12 protein-coding genes are annotated in these 15,131 nt (G+C 61.5%); 7 read left to right on the plus strand and 5 right to left on the minus strand.

The window, feature by feature from the left end; all coding sequences use genetic code 11:
* Positions 1 to 28 precede the first annotated feature (28 nt).
* The 6 genes from ACK9YZ_RS26825 to ACK9YZ_RS26850 are packed head-to-tail and all read left to right on the plus strand — an operon-like array spanning position 29 to position 6,622.
* Entirely contained in the window at positions 29 to 1,069 is a 1,041-nt protein-coding gene (locus ACK9YZ_RS26825; protein ID WP_416068286.1) for an NAD-dependent epimerase/dehydratase family protein, read from the plus strand.
* Positions 1,066 to 1,974, plus strand: a complete 909-nt coding sequence (locus tag ACK9YZ_RS26830) for an allantoinase PuuE (protein ID WP_416068287.1) — start codon at positions 1,066 to 1,068, stop codon at positions 1,972 to 1,974. The genes ACK9YZ_RS26825 and ACK9YZ_RS26830 overlap by 4 nt, the downstream gene beginning before the upstream one ends.
* On the plus strand, positions 1,967 to 3,658 hold the full coding sequence (locus tag ACK9YZ_RS26835; protein WP_416068288.1) for a thiamine pyrophosphate-requiring protein: 1,692 nt from the start codon (positions 1,967 to 1,969) through the stop codon (positions 3,656 to 3,658). Before ACK9YZ_RS26830 ends, ACK9YZ_RS26835 begins: the two co-directional genes overlap by 8 nt.
* A 14-nt stretch (positions 3,659 to 3,672) precedes the next feature.
* Positions 3,673 to 5,007 (plus strand): dihydroorotase, encoded by a 1,335-nt coding sequence (locus ACK9YZ_RS26840; protein WP_216760704.1) that lies wholly within the window; start codon positions 3,673 to 3,675, stop codon positions 5,005 to 5,007.
* A 10-nt stretch (positions 5,008 to 5,017) separates the two neighbouring features.
* Positions 5,018 to 5,791, plus strand: coding sequence for an SDR family NAD(P)-dependent oxidoreductase (locus ACK9YZ_RS26845; protein ID WP_416068289.1), 774 nt, complete (start codon positions 5,018 to 5,020; stop codon positions 5,789 to 5,791).
* A gap of 45 nt (positions 5,792 to 5,836) precedes the next feature.
* A complete protein-coding gene (locus ACK9YZ_RS26850) occupies positions 5,837 to 6,622 on the plus strand; it encodes an SDR family oxidoreductase (protein ID WP_416068290.1) in 786 nt (261 codons plus the stop codon).
* A 144-nt stretch (positions 6,623 to 6,766) separates the two neighbouring features.
* On the opposite strand, the gene betC is transcribed toward ACK9YZ_RS26850, so the two are convergent.
* Entirely contained in the window at positions 6,767 to 8,281 is a 1,515-nt protein-coding gene (betC, locus tag ACK9YZ_RS26855; RefSeq protein ID WP_416068291.1) for a choline-sulfatase, read from the minus strand.
* Positions 8,282 to 8,693: 412 nt separating this feature from the next.
* Between betC and ACK9YZ_RS26860 the strand changes: the two genes are divergently transcribed.
* The gene (locus ACK9YZ_RS26860) at positions 8,694 to 9,608 is read left to right on the plus strand and encodes an alpha/beta hydrolase (RefSeq protein WP_416068292.1); all 915 of its coding nucleotides are present in this window, start codon (positions 8,694 to 8,696) and stop codon (positions 9,606 to 9,608) included.
* A 3-nt stretch (positions 9,609 to 9,611) separates the two neighbouring features.
* Here ACK9YZ_RS26860 and ACK9YZ_RS26865 read toward each other — a convergent pair whose 3' ends face one another.
* From ACK9YZ_RS26865 to ACK9YZ_RS26880, 4 genes are read right to left on the minus strand one after another with little or no spacing between them, the layout of a single operon-like run.
* The gene (locus ACK9YZ_RS26865) at positions 9,612 to 11,615 is read right to left on the minus strand and encodes a CocE/NonD family hydrolase (RefSeq protein WP_416068293.1); all 2,004 of its coding nucleotides are present in this window, start codon (positions 11,613 to 11,615) and stop codon (positions 9,612 to 9,614) included.
* Between the two features lie 57 nt (positions 11,616 to 11,672).
* Entirely contained in the window at positions 11,673 to 13,304 is a 1,632-nt protein-coding gene (locus ACK9YZ_RS26870) for an ABC transporter ATP-binding protein (RefSeq protein ID WP_216760698.1), read from the minus strand.
* Positions 13,297 to 14,124: an ABC transporter permease gene (locus ACK9YZ_RS26875; protein WP_416068294.1), complete on the minus strand. Its 828-nt coding sequence runs from the start codon at positions 14,122 to 14,124 to the stop codon at positions 13,297 to 13,299. Before ACK9YZ_RS26875 ends, ACK9YZ_RS26870 begins: the two co-directional genes overlap by 8 nt.
* Entirely contained in the window at positions 14,121 to 15,128 is a 1,008-nt protein-coding gene (locus ACK9YZ_RS26880) for an ABC transporter permease (RefSeq protein WP_216760696.1), read from the minus strand. The genes ACK9YZ_RS26875 and ACK9YZ_RS26880 overlap by 4 nt, the downstream gene beginning before the upstream one ends.
* Positions 15,129 to 15,131: the final 3 nt, after the last annotated feature.

Below are 15,131 nucleotides of genomic sequence, written 5' to 3' on the forward strand. Positions count from 1 at the left end.
TTGTTGAGACCTTCGAACGGATCTTGAAATGACCCTACTTGTGACCGGCGGAACCGGATTTGTCATGAGCGTGCTTGCAAGAACGTGGCTGGAGCGTGACCCGACGGCGCGTGTCGTCATTCTCGACCGGGCCGGTCTTGATGCCATGGCGGAACGCTATTTTGCACCGGTGCGAGACCGGCTCGGCGTGATTACCGCCGATATCTGCGATCCGGCAGAGTGGCAGGCTGCCCTTGACATGTATGATATAACCCATGTCGTGCATGGCGCGACCGTCACACCGATCTCGCGCGGCAGTGCGGCGGAAGCCAGGCTCCAGCCGGAAGCGGAAGATCCCGCACGCATCGTCGACGTCAATTTCATGGGCTCGGTGCGCATCCTGGAATGGGCTCGCACGCACAAGGGGCTGAAGCGTTTCGTCTATGTCAGCTCCGGTTCGGTCTACCGCCATCACGGACCCGACTGGAGCGGCGAACCGCTGCCGGAGGACGGTTATGTCGCGCCGCTGACGCTTTACGGCATTTCCAAATTCGCCGCCGAGATGGTCGTCAACCGCTATGCCGATCTTTTCGGGCTGTCGGCGGTCTCCGTCAGGCTTGCCTCGGTCTATGGCCCGATGGACCGGGCAACCGGCAGTCGCAACTTCCGCCATGTGCCGAACCGCGTTGCCCATATGGCGCTCACCGGTAAGGTCATAAGGCCGAACAGCCTGGAGCCGGTCGGCGACTATGTCCATTCGGCCGATGTCGCCGACGCGATCATCGCGCTGCTCTCGGCCGAGCGCCTGCGCTATCGCCATTACAATATCGGCAGCGGGGAAACCGCGACGATCGGCGACGTGATCAACTGGGCAAGCGAACGCTCGCCTGGACTTCAGGTTGAGATCAGCCCCGTCGAGACGGCGAATATCATCCAGGACGTCGCTTTGAAGGACGGTATGTGGGGCGCCTACGACATCGCCCGCATCGTCCACGATACTGCCTGGCGACCACGGCCCGCCAGGCAGGCATTCCACGACTACATGGACTGGATCAAGGACAACGAGATGCAGGGGGAGGAAAGACAATGAGCGTTTCCGCCAACGACCAGACGCGCGATTTCGTCGGCTATGGACCGATGCCACCATCCATCACCTGGCCTGGTGGCGTCAGGCTCGCGATCAACCTCGTCCTGAACTACGAGGAAGGCGCGGAATATTCCTGGCTGGACGACGGTCGTAACGACAATTGGGGCGAATACAATATCCCCAACAGCCCACCGGTCCGCGATCTCGGGACGGAGACCCATTTCGAATATGGCAGCCGCGCGGGCGTCTGGCGCCTGGCGCGTCTATTTGACCGCTACGAGATCCCCGTGACGGTCTCGGCCTGTGCTGTGGCGCTCCAGAAAAACCCAGCAGTCGCTGAATGGATGGCAGCGCGCGGCCACGACCTCCTCGGACACGGCCTGCGCTGGAGCGAATATTCCACCATGCCGCGGGATGAGGAGGAGCGTCAGCTCCACGAGGCGATCGCGCTTTACAAGGAGCTTACCGGCAAACGGCCGCTCGGCTGGAACTGCCGCTCGTTTCCGAGCGTCAATACGCGCGACCTGATCGTCGAGGAGGGCGGGTTCCTCTATTATTCAGATCCTTGCAACGACGATCTTCCCTATTTTCTCGATCATCAGGGAACGCGCCTTCTTGTCGTGCCCTATTCGAAGACCTTGAACGATAGCCGCTATCTGATCGCACCGGGCTACAGCAATCCGCGCGACTTTGCCGAGGATTGCCGCTCGGCCATCGACTACATGATTGGCGAGGCCGAGGAGACGGGCGGGCGTATGCTGACGATTGGGGTGCATGCCCGCTGGATGGGACAACCCAATCGCGCGTCCGGCCTGCGTGACGTCATCGAACACGTCAGGAAAACGCCCGGTGCTGCCTTCATGCGGCGCGAGGACATTGCCCGCTACTGGATCGAACATCATGGCTGACGGCACGCATGCAATGGCCAATGACGACCTTCTGGCGAAGACGACAAGGATGAGCGGCGCCGACTATGTCGCAGGGGTCCTTAAGGAAGAAGGCGTCAAGCAGATCATCGGTTTTCCGGCAAGCGAGCTTTTCGATGCTTCGGCAGCACTCGACATTCCGCCGCTGATTGCCCGCACCCAGCGCGTTGCCGTCAATATCGCCGAAGGATATGCGCGCGCCACCGCCGGCAAGGAGCTCGCGGTCGTGACCGTCCAGTATGGTCCTGGCGCGGAAAGCGCATTTGCTGGCATTGCCCAGGCCTTTAACGACCGCGTGCCGATGCTGTTCCTGCCGACCGGCTATCCGCGCGGCTCGGAGGCGGTCTCTCCAAATTTCGAATCCCGCCGCAATTTTCGTCACATCACCAAATGGTGCGAGGCGGCAACACAGGTCACCCACTTGCCGAAGCTGATGCACGCGGCGATATCACGTGTCAGAAATGGGCCGCCGGCACCTGTCCTGCTCGAGCTGCCGGTCGATCTTCTGGCCGAAAGCCTCGACGCGCAGCCCTCCGACCACCGGCGCCCGCGCCGCAGCGTGCCACAGGCCAATAATGGTGAAGTGGCCGCTCTCGTCGAAACCCTGCTTGCGGCGGAAAACCCGATCATCTTGGCAGGGCAGGGGATCCTGTCGGCGTCGGCGACAAGAGATTTGGTCGAGTTTGCCGAACTTCTCCGCATCCCCGTCATGACGACGCCAAACGGCAAGAGTGGTTTTCCGGAGGACCACCCGCTGGCGCTAGGGACAGCCGGTCGGGCACGCCCGGCCCCCGTCGATCATTTTCTCGACAAGGCCGACGTGGTGCTTGCGCTCGGCAGCAGCCTGACGCGCTCCTATTACATCCTGCCCGTGCCGGACGATAAAATCATCCTGCAGGTAACGCTCGACGAGGCCGACCTCGGCAAGGACTACGCAGTCGCGCAAGGGGTGATAGGTGACGTCGGCTCGGTCCTGAAACAGATGATCGCCCATATCCGGCAGGAAGGCCTGGAGCTTGGCAGACGTCCCGACCCGACAGCGGAAATTGCTGAGGTGCGCGCGGCCTTCATGGCGAGATGGATGCCCCTGTTGACGTCGGAGAGCCGGCCGATTTCGCCCTATCGGGTGGTCTGGGAGTTGATGCAGGCGCTCGATCCGGTAACCTCGATCGTCACTCATGACGCCGGCAATCCGCGTGACCAGTTCTGCCCTTTTTATGTGGCGAGCGTGCCCGGCAGTTATATCGGCTGGGGCAAGACGACCCAGCTCGGCAGCGGCCTCGGCTTTGCGATCGGCGCCAAGCTCGCGCGGCCCGAGGCCACGGTCGTCAATCTGATGGGGGAATCCGCGTTCGGCATGGTCGGCATCGATTTCGAGACGGCTGTGCGCTGCGACCTGCCGGTGCTGACGATCGTCCTGCGCAACAATGTGCTCGGGGGCTACGCGAAAAGCATGCCGGTCGCGACGGAAAAATATGGCGCCAACCGGATAACCGGCAGTTATGCACCGATCGCCGAGGCGCTCGGCGGCTACGGGGCTTGCGTGAGCGAACCCGAAGACCTGCGCCCGGCGCTGCTTGACGCCCTCGACCGGGTCAAAGGCGGACAGGCGTCCCTTCTGGAAGTCATCACCCATGAAGAGCCGCGTCTTGCGGGCTTGTGGTAGAGCGGGAGGCCGGCATGTTCGACCTACTGATCACCGGCGGGACGCTGATCAATGCCAACGGGCAAATATGCGCTGATATCGGCATCCGCAACGGCAGGATTGCTGCCCTGCTTGCTCCCGGCGACACCGCGATGGCGCGCTCCTTTGTCGATGCGAGCGGAATGCAGCTTCTGCCGGGGCTGATCGATGCCCATGCGCATCTGCGCGAACCCGGCCTGACGCAGAAGGAGGATTTTGAGAGCGGTACGCGTGCGGCAGCGCTTGGTGGCGTCACCACCATCCTCGACATGCCGACCGACGATCCATGGACGGCAACTGCTGCGCAACTGTCGCAGAAGATGGCGAGCGCTGCCGGACGGCTGAACGTCGATGTCGGATTTCAGGCCGTCGTCTCGAAGAGCAATCAGGCGCTGGAGGAACTGTTGCCGCTTTCGCCCGTCTCGCTCGAGCTATTCACGGCCGACGTGCCGAAGGAGTTTCGCTTCGATAGTCTCCACGCCGTGACTGAAATGCTGCGCCGGCTGGCGAAAGCCGGTCCGGTAATCGGCATTTCCCCGGGTGATCAGTCAATTCTGGAGGCAAGTGCAGGGCGGGGCGGAAAGGGCATTTCGGCCTTTCTCGATAGCAGGCCGCCGCTCGCGGAAGCCGGCGGCATTGCCCGTGCGGTTCTGGCTGCAGCAGAAACCGGTGCCCCTGTGCACGTGCGCCAGATCAATTCGAAACGCGGGATCGAAGTCTGGCGCCGGCTTCGCGATCTCGCTGACGTTTCCGTCGAAACGACCCCGCAGAACCTCTACTTCACGGCCGATGACTATGCGGGTCAGGCTGGTGCAGACCTCAAGGGATCGCCGCCCTTTCGCGACCGAGGAGATGTCGAGGCGCTGCGGCATGCGCTTTCGGAAGGATTGATCACCATCATGGCGACCGATCATGCCCCGCATGCCAGGGCCGAGAAGTCCGCTACCTATCCAGCCTTTGCCGATATTCCGGGCGGAATGCCGGGCCTGCAGACGCTGCTCTTCGTCATGCTCGATCTGGTGGCCGAGAAGCTGATCGATCTTTCGGCGCTTGTACGCCTTTGCGCCTACAATCCGGCCCGGCGCTTCGGGCTCGGCGGCTCGAAAGGATCGATTGCCGTCGGTTGCGATGCCGACATTCTCGTCGTCGACCTCAATCGCTCGACTTCGATCTCCAATGCCGATCAGGCGACCCGTGCCGGCTATACGCCCTTCAAAGGCCGGCGCACCGTCGGATACCTGACGGACGTCTTCCTGCGCGGCGAACGCATCGTGCGCGACGGTGCCCTTCTTTTGCCCAACCGCGGCCAAATCGTCCGTCATGCCGCCTGAAGGAATGTCCATGCCCATGTTGAACGAAAAGGTTGCCATCGTATCGGGTGCGAGTTCCGGTCTCGGGCGCGCGATCGCACTTCGCTACGCCGCGGAAGGTGCAGCGGTCGTGCTTGCCGATATCACCGAGATGCCGGTCGAAGGCGGCGAGCCGACGCTCTCCCTTATCCGCGGAGCCGGCGGCAAGGGGATCTTCGTCAAGACCGATATCTCCCTTTGGACTGAGGTCGATAGACTGGTTGCCGATACAGTCACCAATTTCGGCCGTCTCGATATCCTGGTCAATAATGCTGCGATCTACACCTCGACGAACCTTTTGGAGACGACGGCGCAGCAATGGGAACGGGTAATCGCGGTCAATGTCACCGGATTTTTCTACTGCTGCAAGCGGGCGGTCCAGCAATTCTTGACGCAGGAACCGGTCGCGGAAGCACGTGGCCGCATCATCAACATCTCGTCGCAACACGGCATGGTCGCCTGCCCAGGTGATTTTCCCTATGGCGTCAGTAAGGGGGCGATCGTCCAGATGACCCGGCAGATTGCCGTCGATCACGCTCACTCAGGTATCGTCTGCAATGCGATCGCCCCCGGCAAGATCATCACCGGCAAGCCGGGTGTCGCCAACGATCGTGACGCCCTCGACTATTCGCGCCGGCGCACCCCCTGGCCGCGGCTCGGCGAGCCGCGCGACGTTGCAGACGCGGCAGTTTTTCTCGCCAGCGACATGGCGAGCTACATCACCGGTGTCAATCTGATGGTCGACGGCGGCTGGATGGCCGGCTGATCGGGCGTCGAAAAAATCGACGATAATGGAAAGGAAAAACAGACCATGGATTTGGAATTGAAACGCAAGACGGCTCTTGTTCTGGGAGCAGGCGGTGGGCTTGGTGGAGCGATAGCGAAAACGCTTGCCGCCGAGGGCGCACAGATTGCGGTCGCCGACATTAACGCGGAAGCGGCCGAAAAGACGGTTGCCGACATCCGCACGGCCGGCGGCTCGGCGATGGCTCTGGCGTGGGATCTCGCCAATCTCGATGTGATCGCACCCAATCTCGCTGCCATCGAAAAGCAACTCGGTTCGGTCGACGTCCTCGTCAACATCACCGGCGGCCCGCCGCCGACGCTCGTTGCCGGCCAGAGTGCTGACAGCTGGCGCAAATATTTCGACAGCATGGTACTGTCGATCATTGCCATCAGCGATGCCGTTCTTCCGAAGATGCGTGAAAAGAAGTGGGGCCGCATCATCACCTCGACATCCTCGGGCGTCGTTGCGCCCATTCCGAATCTCGGACTTTCCAACGCCTTGCGCATGTCGCTCCTCGGCTGGTCGAAAACGCTCGCAGGCGAAGTCGGCCGCGATGGCGTGACGGTCAATGTCGTGCTGCCTGGTCGTGTGGCCACGCAACGCATTACCTTCCTCGACGAGCAGAAGGCAAAGCGGGAGGGCAAGGCCGTCGAAGAAATCTCGGCGGCAAGCACCGCGTCAATCCCCGTTGGCCGCTACGGCGATCCTCAAGAATATGCCGATGTCGTCGTCTTCATGGCGAGCGCGCGCGCTTCCTATATGACAGGCTCTGTCATCAGGGTCGATGGTGGCCTCATCGCCAGCGTGTGAGACGGCAGCTAGGTGACGCCCACGACGTGGGGACCGTCGGCCCATGGAGGAGGAGCCTGACAGCTGAAACAAGCGCCGCGACGACCGCTCAGGAGCCGGAGCGAAGGGTCAGTGTCCGGGCGTCGCGATTGTTCCTCCTGACCGTCATTCGCCGCGAGGAAATCGCTGGTTCTCCTCCAAGACGTTCAGATCCATATGATTGCGCATGTATCGCTCGGCGGCCTTCTGCAGAGGTTGATAGTCCCACGGATAGTAGGACCCTTCCCGCAAGGCGGGATAGACGACCCACCGACGGGCCTGACTTTCTCGGATCTGCGCATCATAGCTTGATAGATTCCACCGGAGATGGACTTGAGAAAGCAGGGTGTCCAGCGTTTCCGCATAGTCTGGATCACCTGCGAGATTGGAGAGTTCGTGGGGATCGGCAAGGAGGTCAAAGAGCAAAGGCGGGTCCTTTTCGCAGACCGTCAGTTTGAAACGGTCGGCGCGAATGGCCACAAGCGGTGCAATCGATCCTTCAGCGGCATATTCCATCAGGACCGGACCATGTGCCTTGCTGCCGCTCAGGAGCTGTGCCAGATCCTCGCCATCCGTCCACTGGGCAATCGTAGAAATATCAAGCCCGGCAAGCCCGGCAAGCGTAGGCGTGACATCAAGCGTGGAGGCGGGCTGATCGATTAGGCCAGGCTGCCAGCCCGGCGCCGATATCATCAGTGGCACGCGCGCGGAACCGTCGAAGAAGCACATCTTGAACCAGAGACCGCGTTCGCCCAGCATGTCGCCGTGGTCGGACACGAACAGGATGGCGGTGTCTTCCTCCATCCGTGTGCGCTCCAGTACGTCAAGGATCTCTCCGACCTTCTCGTCGATGTAGGAGATATTGGCGAAATAGCCGCGTCTTGCCCTGCGGATCTGCTCGGCGGTGATGTCGAAGGCCTTGTAGTCGCAGGCTTCCAGCAAGCGCCTCGAATGCTGGTCCATCTCCTCGAACGGCAGGGCCGGAACGGTCGGATCAAGGGCCAGGCAATCCTCGTAGAGATCCCAGAATTTGCGCCTGGCGACATAGGGATCGTGAGGGTGGGTGAAACTGACGGTCAGGCACCAGGGACGCTCGTCTTGTCGCCGCGATAGGTCGTAGAGCTTGCGGGTTGCGTTATAGGCGACCTCGTCGTCATATTCGAGTTGGTTGGTGATTTCCGCGATGCCGGCGCCGGTTACCGATCCAAGATTGTGATACCACCAGTCGATGCGTTCACCGGGCTTGCGATAGTCGGGTGTCCAGCCAAAATCGGCCGGGTAGATATCCGTCGTCAGACGCTCTTCGAAACCGTGCAACTGATCGGGTCCGACGAAATGCATCTTGCCCGACAGGCTGGTGTGATAGCCAGCCGCTCTGAGATGATGCGCATAGGTCGGAATGTCGGAGGCAAATTCGGCCGCATTGTCATAGACTCGCGTCCGGCTCGGCAACTGGCCCGACATGAAGGATGCGCGCGCCGGCGCGCAGAGGGGGCTCGCCGTATAGCTATTGGCGAAGCGGACCGAACGGGCAGCGAGCGCCTTGAGATGTGGTGCATGCAGAAAATCGGCCGGCCCGTCCGGAAACAGTGTGCCGTTCAGTTGGTCGACCATAATGATGAGAATATTGGGGCGGGCCATGATATTCGATACTGCTCACGTTCGGGGTGGGGGAGGTGATCTACGGATGCGTCCGCCACCAGTTCGCCTGAGGGATTTGTATATCGCCGTCGGGTGCCGATCTGGCTCGGCGAGCGCCGATCAGATCCATTATCCTCTTCAGAAGCGGCACTGGTCGTCGCATGACGGATCCTCTCGACGGCGTGGGGTGCAGTTATCACGCCACGATAACCAGCTTGATGATGGCGCGCTATCGCTTTGCCGACATCCGTTGTTCCGGGCGCTCGCGCCGGCCTATTTTTCAGGGCCGAACCTGCCGGCGACATCGGCGGTCGCAGCAAGACAGGCCTCGTGGCCAGACCCGTGCATGATGGCCTGATCGCTGGCTTGTCGCCACCTCGGCAGCATCTTGCGAGCACCCGGAAGGATCTTCATGTCGATCGACCGACCGATGCCCACCGAAGCGAGCATTCTGGAATTCCTTGATGTCTGCGAAGGCTTTTATCCGCCGGATGCGGTCGAGGCATCGGTCGAGCAGCAACGTCAATGGTATGACGCGCTCTGTGCGCGGTTTGACCGCGCTCTGCCGCAAGGGATGGTCTATGCCGATGGTATGGTGCAGCGGATACCGATCCGCCGCTATCGGCCACGGACAATCACCGCATCGACCGTTCTCCTCTATCTTCACGGCGGAGGCTTTGTTGTCGGCTCGCTCGAAAGCCATCACTCGATCTGTGCCGAAATCGCCGATTTTGCCGGCGCCGAACTCGTGTCCGTCGACTACCGGCTGGCGCCCGAGCATCGCTGGCCGGCCCAGAGCGACGACTGTTTCCTCGTTTTGAAACACCTGCTGTCCTCGGCCGGGAGCAAGGTCGTCATCATCGGCGACAGCGCCGGCGCCAATCTGGCGGCGGGGCTCGCCGTCAGGGCGCTCGAGGAGGCCCTGCCTGGTATCGCCGGTCAGGTTCTCGTCTATCCGGCGCTGGGTGGCGACCTGCAGAAGGGTTCCTATGTTGAAATGGCAAATGCACCGAGCCTGACCACGGCTGATGTCGCCTATTATCGCGATATTCTGCAGGCACCCCTGCGCCATCCTGTCGCCGCACCGCTTCACGCGGTTTCGGTCGAAGGGCTCGCACCTGCCTTCATCACAGTCGCGCGGTTCGATCCGTTGCGAGACGACGGACGAGCCTACGCTGCCCGGCTTGCGGAGGCCGGCGTGGAAGTCTGGTTCCGGGAAGAACCGCAGATGGTGCATGCGTGGCTGCGCGCGCGCCACATGAGCGAAGGTGCCCGGACAGGCTTCAAGGCGGTATGCGAGGCGGCGCGGCTCTTCGCATCGCGCTGACGGCTACATCAGATCGCGGGCGATTGCCGTCTCGCCAAAATCCTTCTCAAAGATCTTTATTCCGCCTTCATGGGCGATGACCGAGGCGGTGATGATCCAGTGTGTTGCGGTGCAACGGATCGATGCTGTCGCAACCGTTGTCACGGACCAACCAGGACGCTGCATGTCGCAAGTCCAGGTCGAGGTGCCCGTCATCGATAGCGGATCGTTCGGCGCGATTGACCAGGTTTCCTCGCGAAACTGCCGAGTGGAAAGACCGGTGCGGGGATGCTCGAAAAGGCCGGTATCCTCATGGATTTCATAGCGCGTGACGCCGGCCTGGAGATCGCGCACCACCTGCCGTTTTGTGGAGGCGGGTGCGTGTTCGATATATTTCGGCAGGGGATCGGGATTGTCGGGTTGCTTGATGTCGATGATCTCATGCGCGCCGAGCATGGGCAAAGCTAGACCGATGGAGGCGATGTCGATCGTCAACCCCGGATCTTCCGGCGGTGGCAGCACCATCGGCCAATAGGCCGTTGATAGCGACAGGCGGATACGGTGCCCCTTGCGGAAACGATAGCCGCAGGCATCGAGCGTGATGGTAATGGTTGTCAGTTCCCCCTTGTTCAGCGGCTCCGGTGCAGCATTGCCATTGCGATGAGCGAGATTGAGCACGCCAAAGGAGACGCGCGTTGCCGTGCCGTCTGGATGGACATCGACGAGCCTTGCGCAGAGATTGGCGGTTTCGGCGTCGCATCTGAGCGTCAATGTGACGGCCGGGCGTCCGAGATAATCATGGTCCTCGATCAGCGGAGCGGTCTGGAAGGTCAGCGATCCGGCGTCATCGAGGCGCTGGTCGATCGCCAGTTCCGCATCCGGCTTCAGAGTGAACCATTCGCCCGAGGCCGTGCCCGTATCGAGCGGCGAGCGCAGATAAACGGGATGTTCCGGCGCATGTGGGATCGGCATGCCTTCCATCAAGGAGCCGAACTGCTCGACATAGAAGCACTGCATGTCCGGCTGCTGCCAACTGCGCTTGGCGATCCAGAATCCGGGGTCGAATTCGCGGCGCATGGCGGGCTTTATGGCATCGAGAATATAGGCGCGTAAGGATGGCATGGTCTCGGCGCCGTTTCGCTCGCCGCGCAGCCAGCGGTTCCACCAGGCGGTGGCCTCGCCATGAAAATCGACCCGCGGCTTCGGCCAGGCGAAATGCGGATACTTGTGGATCCATGGGCCGATCAACGCCTTCGCCTTCTCGCCGAGACCCTCGACGGCCAGCAACGGCGTGTTGCGATAGCCATCCGCCCAGCCGGCGATGACGATGGCGGGAATATCGAAGCCCGCGAAATCTTCGCAGATCGACCCATGCCGCCAGAAATCATCACGGCGCTGATGCTCCAGCCATTCTTCCATGAAGAAGGGTTCCTGCTCCAGGCGCTGCCGCCACATATCGCGCCAGTCGTCGCCGACGATGCCCGGATCCGGCGGGCGGGACTGGTAGGCAAGCATGGTCGCCGCCCAGGAGAGCTGGGCGGAGAGATGGCAGCCGTTCTTGTAGTGGATGTCATCATTATAGCGGTCGACCGTGGAAGCGATTGAAATCACCGCCTTTAGCGCCGGGGGCTTCAGGGCTGCGACCTGCAGGCAGTTGAAGCCGCCCCAGGAAATACCCATCATGCCGACCGAGCCGTTCGACCAGGGTTGCGCTGCGATCCAGGCGATCAGCTCGCAGGCATTGGCAAGCTCGAGCTCGGTATATTCGCCATCGATGATGCCGCTGGATTCGCCGGAGCCTCTGATGTCGACACGAACGCCGGCAATCCCGGCTGCAGCGAAGACCGGGTAGGTGGATTCGTCACGCGGGCTTGTCCCGTCGCGCTTGCGATAGGGGAGGAATTCGAAGACGGCCGGCACGGGATCCTTCTCCGCGCCGTCGGGCATCCAGATGCGTGCGGCGAGCCGCGTGCCGTCCTTCAAGGTGATCCACTGATTTTCGACGGTCGTGAAGGAGCGTTGGCTCATGGTTTTTCCTGGAGGCAATCATAGAGCCGGTCGAAAGCGGCCGGCGGCGTTGAAGGGTCAGTTGCCGGCACTTTCCATCCGTCGGGTGGTCAGCACCTTTTCAAGCCAGCCGATCTCCATTTCCGGAACGGATTTCAGCAGCAGGTCGGTGTAGTCGTCGAAGGGCGGCGAGAGCGCCTTCGACTTCGGTCCGAAACGCACGAGCCTGCCGCGATGCATGACTGCGACACTGTCGGCAATGGCCCTGACGATGGCGATGTCGTGGGTGATGAAGATGTAGGAGAGCTTTTCCTCTTCCTGCAGCTTCAGCAGCAGCTTCAGGATGCCTTCGGCAACCAGCGGGTCGAGGGCCGAGGTCGGCTCGTCGCAGAGGATGAGTTCCGGCTTGGCCGCGAGCGCGCGTGCGATGGCGACGCGCTGCTTCTGGCCGCCCGAGAGCTCTGCCGGGTAGCGGTTCAGGAAGCCGTTGCCCATCTCGATCTGGTCGAGCAATTCCTTCACGCGGTCCGTCTTCGCAGCTCCCCTAAGGCCATAGTAGAAGGTCAGCGGCCGACCGATGATGTCACGCACGGTCTGACGCGGGTTCATCGCCGTGTCAGCCATCTGGTAGATGAGCTGGATGCGGCGGAGATCATCGCGCGGCCTGTGTCGGACGTCGGGTGTCAATAGCTTGCCGGCAAAAGAGACCCTCCCTGATGTGGGTGACAAGAGCCCGGTGACGACGCGGGCGAGCGTCGATTTTCCAGAGCCCGATTCACCGACGATCGCCAATGTCTGTCCCATCGGCACGTGCAGACTGACATCGTTCAGAACCTTGAAGCCATTGGAATATTCCGCGCTGACGTTTTCGATCTTCAGCAGCGCATCGGACTGATCGACCGCTTCGTCCCTCAGCGTCTGGCGGACGTTGACGAGCGCGCGGGTATAGTCCTCCCGCGGCGCTTCGATGATCTGCTGGACACTGCCGTATTCCACTGTCTTTCCATGGCGCAGCACCATGATGTCGTCGGATATCTGGGCGACGACGGCGAGATCATGAGTGATATAGAGGGCCGCCGTATGGGTTGCCTCGATCGCATGCTTGATTGCCGCCAGCACATCGATCTGGGTGGTGACGTCAAGTGCCGTCGTCGGTTCGTCGAAGACGATCAGTTCCGGGTTGGAGCAGAGCGCCATGGCCGTCATGGCGCGCTGCAGCTGGCCGCCCGAGACCTGGTGGGGGAAACGTTCGCCAAAACTTTCGGGATGGGGAAGGCCAAGCACCTGAAACAGGTAGAGCGCTCGCTTTTTCGCCTCCTGTCTGCTCATGAGCCTGTGTTTGACGGAAGCCTCGATCACCTGGTCGCCGAGCCGGTGGGCGGGATTGAAGGCGGCGGCGGCTGACTGTGCGACGTAGCAGACACGGGCACCGCGGATCTGCCTGATGCCATTCCTGTCGAGGGCAAGGATATTGTCGCCATCGAGCCTCACCTCTCCGCCGGTGATCTCGGCACCGCCTCGGCCATAGGCAAGTGCCGAGAGCCCGATTGTCGACTTGCCGGCCCCGGACTCTCCGATCAGTCCGAGCACCCGACCTTTCTGCAAATCAAAGGAAACGCCGTCGACGATGGTCACGCGTTTCGGCGCTTCACCCGGCGGATAGCTGGTGGCTTCGATCTTGAGATTGCGGACGGAAAGAAGATCAGGCATCGCCACGCCCTCCCTTGAGGCTCGAGGTTCGTTTCAAAAGCCAGTCGACGACGAGGTTGACGCAGACGGCGAGGATGGCGATCGCGCTACCCGGCACCAGCGCTGCCGAAATGCCGAAGATGATGCCGTCCTTATTGTCCTTGACCATCCCGCCCCAGTCGGCCGATGGCGGCTGGATGCCGAGGCCGAGGAAGGACAATGTCGAGAGAAACAGGATCGAAAAGGCAAAACGCAGGCCAAACTCGGCCAGCAGCGGTGTCAGCGTATTCGGCAGGATTTCCCGGAAGATGATCCAGAGCTTTCCTTCGCCGCGAAGTTTGGCCGCCTCGACGAATTCCATGACAGCGACATCGAGCGCCACAGCACGGCCGAGACGATAGACACGTGTGGAATCGAGGATCGCCATGACGAGGATCAGGACGATGATGTTCTGTGGCAGGACGGCGAGCACCACAAGCGCGAAGATCAGCGTCGGGATCGACATCATCAGGTCGTTGAAGCGCGAGAAGACCATGTCGATCAGCCCGCGCGAGACGGCTGCCGTAAAGCTCAGGATGACGCCGAGCGAAAAGGAGATGACCGTTGCCGCAAGCGCCACGAAAAGCGTCGTGCGCGCGCCGTAGATCAGCCGGGAGAGGATGTCGCGGCCGAGATTGTCGAGGCCGAAGACATATTGCGCGTCGGGCATCTGCCAGACACTGCCGACGACTTCGGTCTCCCCGTAGGGAGCAATCAAAGGTGCAAGGAGCGCGAAGATGAAGGCGACGGCGATGCCGATCATGCCGATCCAGGCGGTGATGGGGATGTCTCTCAATCTCATCTTGGATGCCTCAGCCGCGGGTTGGCAATGATGGCGAGAATGTCGGCCAGCATGTTGAGGAAGATATAGACGGCGGCAAAGATCAGGCCGCAGGCCTGCACCACCGGCATGTCGCGCACCGTCACGGCATCGACCATATACTGGCCCATGCCGGGATAGACGAAGACCACCTCGACGACGACCACCCCGACCACCAGATAGGCAAGGTTCAGCGCCACGACGTTGATGATCGGCGCAAGCGCGTTCGGTGCGGCATGCTTGACGATCGAGCGAAACGCCGAAAGGCCCTTCAGCTCTGCCGTCTCCATATAGGCCGACGACATGACCGAGAGGATTGCGGCCCGCGTCATGCGCATCATGTGGGCAAGCACGACGAGCACGAGGGTCGCCGTCGGCAGGGCAATCGCCTTCAAGCGATCGGCAAACCCCATGCTTTCGTAGACGGTTGCGGGAAAGGTGGCGACGCCGAACTTCACCGCGAAAAACATGATCAGCAGGTAGCCGATGAAGAATTCCGGTAATGAAATCGCCGCAAGCGAAATGATGTTGATGATCTTGTCCGGCAGGCGGCCCCGGAAATGTACCGAAACCATGCCGAGCCCGACGGCAAGCGGCACGGAAATCAGTGCAGCAAAGCCCGCCAGAAACAGCGAATTGCCGAGCCGCTTGCCGATCTGTTCGCTGACGGAATTCTTGCTGGCCCAGGATGTGCCGAAATCCCCTTGCACGGCATTGCCTAGCCACTCGATGTATCGCGTCGTCACCGGCCGGTCGAGGCCGAGATCCTTGCGGATATTGGCAACTGCCTGCGGCGTTGCCGACTGGCCGAGATAAGTCGTGGCGAAATCGCCGGGAAGGGCTTCCAGGCCGCCGAAAATGAGGATGGAGACGGCAAAGAGCAGGATGATGCTGAGCACGAAGCGCTCGAGAATAAGGGCAAGCAGCGGAAAACGCTGCCGGAACCTGAGACCGGGCAGGATATTGCCTGAGGTCGGACTGGACATGGT

Source organism: Rhizobium sp. ZK1 (assembly GCF_047782645.1).
Taxonomy (GTDB): Bacteria; Pseudomonadota; Alphaproteobacteria; order Rhizobiales; family Rhizobiaceae; genus Rhizobium.